Origin of the sequence: Dietzia sp. SLG310A2-38A2 (assembly GCF_014145095.1) — a bacterium.
Classification (GTDB): Bacteria; Actinomycetota; Actinomycetes; order Mycobacteriales; family Mycobacteriaceae; genus Dietzia.
The window spans coordinates 1-4,597 of sequence record NZ_JAALDX010000010.1 but is presented as its reverse complement, the minus strand read 5'-3'; the positions used below and the strand labels follow the sequence as shown (position 1 = coordinate 4,597).

Here is a 4,597-nt window from a genome sequence, read left to right as displayed (position 1 = left end):
TACTCGCCGAGAGTCCTCGCGACCTGGTCGACCGGCTCGGAACCCTCCAGCGGCTCTCCGGCACCACCACCAGCGCACTGGACGCCTCGCGGGCGGCCTCGGCGGAAGCCGCCCGTCTCCGCAGGGACGCGGACGTGGCCTCGGAGGTCGCCCGGGCCTCGGCCCGGGACGCCCAGAGTCGGGCGGATGAACTGGATCGGCGCTCGGAGGAGATGACGGTGCGGATCGACGAGGTGAGACGCCGCGTCGACGCTCTCTCGGACGCGCAGCGTGCTCTCTGGGCCGGTGGCCCTCTGACCCCCCTGGGCTATGTCGCCCCGGCGGTCGACGGCGTCAACACGGCGGCGCTGAACGTGGCTCTCACCCGGCTCGGTGCCCCGTACTCCTGGGGTGCGACCGGCGCGGCCGAGTTCGACTGCTCGGGCCTCATGGTGTGGGCGTACGCGCAGGAGGGAAAGACGCTCCCGCGGTCGAGTCAGGCGCAGGCGGTGTCGGGCGCGGCCGTCGCGATGGCCGACATCCAACCGGGCGACCTCGTCATCTACTACCCGGGGGCAACGCACGTCGGCATGTACGCCGGCGACGGACTGGTGCTGCACGCACCGACCTACGGGGTCCCGGTCAAACTCGAGAAGGTCGACGCGATGCCGATCAGCGGGATCCGTCGGTACTGACGCGGGGACGCCGGGCGGGAGATACCCGGACTTTGTGGCAGTCTCGGACGTGATGACGAAGACCCTGCTGATCACCAACGACTACCCGCCGCGACCCGGCGGCATCCAGTCGTACCTGGAGACCTATCTGGCGCATCTCGATCCTGAGGATGTGGCGGTCCTCGCCTCGACCTTCCGTGGCAGCGACTCGACCGATTACGACGACTCCCGTCCCTACCTGGTCGAGAGGGTGCCGACGGAGATGCTCCTGCCCACGCCGGAACTCGCGGTGCGTGCCCGGAGGCTCGCGTCGGACTTCGGGGCGAGCACGGTGTGGTTCGGTGCGGCTGCGCCGCTGGCCGCGATGGCGCCCGTCCTCCGGGAGGGCCCCGTCAACCGCATCGTCGCGAGCACCCACGGTCACGAGGTGGGGTGGTCGATGCTACCGGGTTCGCGCCAGGTGCTCAGGCTGATCGGTGAGTCCACGGACGCCGTCACCTATGTGAGTGACTACACGAGACGTCGCTTCGCGGCGGCGTTCGGCCCACACGCCCGGCTCGTGCGCCAGCCAGGTGGGGTCGACACGGACAGATTCCGACCCGATCCCGTGCGGCGTAAGGCGATCCGGGAGCGCTACGGGGTGGCGGACCGGGAGGTGATCGTGTGTCTCTCACGACTCGTCCCACGCAAGGGTCAGGACGCGCTCATCCGCTCGTTGCCCGAGATCGCCCGCCGCGTTCCGGGAGCGGTCCTCGTCGTCGTCGGTGGTGGTCCGTACCGTCGCACGCTGGAGGGTCTGGCCCGCAGACACGGTGTGTCCGACCGGGTGATCTTCACCGGTCGGATCCCGGCGGACGAGATCGTCGACCACCACCGGATGGCGGACGTGTTCGCCATGCCGTGTCGCACCCGGGGTGGGGGACTGGACGTGGAGGGTCTGGGGATCGTGTACCTGGAGGCCTCTGCCTGCGGTGTCCCCGTGGTGGCCGGCCGGAGTGGTGGTGCCCCGGAAACCGTCTTGGACGGGAATACCGGTCTCGTGGTGGACGGTACCTCGGACGGCGAGATCGTCGAGGCCGTGGCCGGTCTGCTCTCGGACCGGCCACGAGCCTCCGCGATGGGCGTCCGCGGACGCACCTGGGTTCTCGAGTCGTGGCGCTGGGAGGACCTGGCGCGCGACATGCGGCGGGTGCTCTCCGGCGACTAGCCCCGGCTCGAACCCCGACCCGGCCGTGTGTCAGACGTAGAGGTCCTCGATCTGGGCCGCGAACTTCTGGTGCACCACGTTCCGCTTGACCTTGAGCGAGGCGGTGAGCTCCCCGGTCTCCTCGGTGAACTGATCGGGCAGCACGTGGTACTTCTTGATCGCCTCCGAGTGGGAGACGGTCCGGTTGGCCCGGGACAGCGCCTGGTCGAGATGCTCGATCATGTCCGCGTCCCGGAGGAGCTCGTACAGCGAGCCGGTCTTGCCGTGGTGGGCCTTCCACCGCTCCAGCGCCTCCGGGTCGAGGGTGAGCAGCACCGAGATGAACGGCTTGCCGTCGCCCACGCACACCGCCTCGGCGACGAGCGGGTCCGCCCGGAGCGCGTCCTCGAGCTGGCTCGGGGCGACGTTCTTGCCCCCGGCGGTGACGATGATCTCCTTCTTGCGACCGGTGATGGTCAGGTAACCGTCCTCGTCCAGCGACCCCAGGTCTCCGGTCCGGAACCACCCGTCGGAGAACGCCTCGGCGGTGGCGCGCTCGTTGCGCCAGTAGCCGGAGGTCACCACCGGGCCGCTCACCTCGACCTCACCGTCCGGTGCGATCCGGACCGCACACCCGGGAAGCGGCTGGCCGACGGTGCCGATTCGCATCTGACCGGGGGTGTTGACCGCGATCGCTGCGCAGGTCTCCGTGAGGCCGTAACCCTCGAAGATGTTGACACCGATGCCGTCGAAGAAGTGCGTCAGGCGCTCACCCAGCGGGGCGCCCCCGGAGATGGCGATCTCGCACTGTCCGCCCAGTGCCGCGACGAGCTTGGCGTAGACGAGCTTGGCGAACACGGCGTGGCGCAGCCTGAGCAGCGGCCCGACCCGCCCGCTGCGGTTGGCCTTGGAGTACGCGACCGCGGTGTCGGTGGCCTTGTCGAACATCCAGGCCTTGACGGTGCCGCCGTCCTGGGCGGTGGCCTGTGCTTTGTTGAAGACCTTCTGGAACACACGCGGGACGGCCAGGATGTAGTGCGGCTGCATCTCCGAGAACGTGTCCACGAGATTGGTCAGGTCCGACGAGTGCGCGATGCGGACACCCGCGTGGAACCCGGCGTAGGTGATGGCGCGGGCCAGCACGTGGGCCAGGGGCAGGAACATGACGGTGGTCGCGTCCTGGCGGAGATACTGGTTGAACGGGGTCTCGAGGACCGCGAGGGCCTCGGACATGAAGTTGCGGTGGGTGAGCATGCACCCCTTGGGTCGTCCGGTGGTGCCGGAGGTGTAGATCAGCGTCGCGGGGGAGTCGGCGGTCACCCCTGCGCGCCGTTCGTCGAGTACCGCGTCAGCCACATCGGACGCCCCCGCGGCGAGGGACTCCAGCGCCGGGGTGTCGCCGTCGATCACGAGGACGTCGGGGGCCCCCTCCAGTCCGGTGATCCCCTCGCGGGTTGTGGCGGCGTGGGTCTCCTTCTCGACGATGACGAGCCGGGCGCCCGAGTCCTCCATGATCCAGCGGATCTGTTCGGCGGAGGAGCTGTCGTACACGGGCACCGTCACGGCGCCGGCGGCCCAGATCGCGAAGTCGATGACGTTCCACTCGTACCGCGTCGAGCACAGGAGGGCGACCCTGTCCCCGGCCTCGATTCCCCTGGCGACCAGACCCCGACCCATGACGCGGACCGTCTCGGCGAACTCCCGGTTGGTGACATCCGTCCACCGACCGTCGACCGGCCGCTGAAACGCCACGTTGTCCGGGGTCCGCTCCGCGCGGTCGTAGGCCGCCTGGGCACAGGACCAGTCCTCGGGAACGGTGAAAGTGGCGGGGGCGGCGACGTATTCGCGCAAAGGGTCCTCCTGGTGGAGACGATTGATGGTCTAATCGCAGTGAGGACACACTATCCCCGGGGCCGGACGGCAGCCACGTCACCCGTGTGCCCGGGCATCGGCCGAAGAGCGCATCCCGGCCGGAGATATGTGAAGCTGGGGGATATGAGCGAGGACAACGGCGCCCCCGAGGTGTGGCCGACCAGCGACTCCACGGTGATCGACGCGACGGTCGAGGACGTGATGGCCGTCATCTCGGACTTCGGCGCGTATCCGGAATGGTCGACGTCGATCCGGGTCGCCGAGGTCTTGTCCGTCGGCGCCGACGGTCGGCCCGACCGCGTCCGTTTTGCCCTGGAGGCCGGGGCGATCGTCGACGACTACGTCCTCGACTACTCCTGGTCTGCGGACCACAGGGTCGTGGAGTGGAGGTTGGAGAGCTCGGCGCTCCAACGCGCACAGAAGGGCTCCTATCGTCTCGAGCCGGTCGAGGGCGGCACCCGGGTCGATTACGAGCTGGAGATAGAACTCGTGGTGCCGGTGATCGGCCGGCTCCGCAACCGGGCCGAACGACGGATCCTCTCCGAGGCGCTGAGCGAACTCAAGCGCCGGACCGAGTCACGGTGACCGGCGCCAGGGTCGCGATCGTCATGGGGGGCGACCCCACGGCCAGGTCGCAGGCGACCGCGGGGTTCCTGCTGGACGCCGGTGGAACCGCTCTGATCCTGACCGGGGACCCCGGCGCGGTGGATCCGCGGCTGGACACCACCGACGAGGGGCCCGTGGAGGTCCGCGCGGACGACGCCCCCGCGAGACTCGAGGCGTACAGGTCCGGTGCGGTGGACCCGGACGATGAGGTGCTCGCGGCGCTCGCCGCCGGAGTGGACGCCCCCCTCGCCTCGGTCCTGGGATGGGAGTACGCCCGGCG

4 protein-coding genes and 1 pseudogene are annotated in these 4,597 nt (G+C 69.7%); 4 read left to right on the top strand and 1 reads right to left on the bottom strand.

What is annotated here, in order from left to right:
- The coding region (locus G6027_RS00375) for an NlpC/P60 family protein (RefSeq protein ID WP_182634379.1) at positions 1–674 on the top strand (674 nt) is incomplete at its 5' end.
- Between the two features lie 52 nt (positions 675–726).
- Positions 727–1,860, top strand: coding sequence for a glycosyltransferase family 4 protein (locus tag G6027_RS00370; RefSeq protein ID WP_182634377.1), 1,134 nt, complete (start codon positions 727–729; stop codon positions 1,858–1,860).
- 30 nt (positions 1,861–1,890) lie between these two features.
- Here G6027_RS00370 and G6027_RS00365 read toward each other — a convergent pair whose 3' ends face one another.
- Positions 1,891–3,690, bottom strand: coding sequence for a long-chain fatty acid--CoA ligase (locus G6027_RS00365; RefSeq protein ID WP_182634375.1), 1,800 nt, complete (start codon positions 3,688–3,690; stop codon positions 1,891–1,893).
- 144 nt (positions 3,691–3,834) lie between these two features.
- Between G6027_RS00365 and G6027_RS00360 the strand changes: the two genes are divergently transcribed.
- A complete protein-coding gene (locus G6027_RS00360) occupies positions 3,835–4,296 on the top strand; it encodes an SRPBCC family protein (RefSeq protein WP_182634374.1) in 462 nt (153 codons plus the stop codon).
- A pseudogene (locus G6027_RS00355) lies at positions 4,293–4,597 on the top strand (hypothetical protein); the annotation flags it as partial. The gene G6027_RS00360 and the pseudogene G6027_RS00355, both read left to right, overlap by 4 nt.

Coding starts and splice junctions, on each gene's coding strand:
- G6027_RS00360 (WP_182634374.1), top strand. CDS start 3,835: ATGAGCGAGGACAACGGCGCCCCCGAGGTGTGGCCGACCAGCGACTCC.
- G6027_RS00370 (WP_182634377.1), top strand. CDS start 727: ATGACGAAGACCCTGCTGATCACCAACGACTACCCGCCGCGACCCGGC.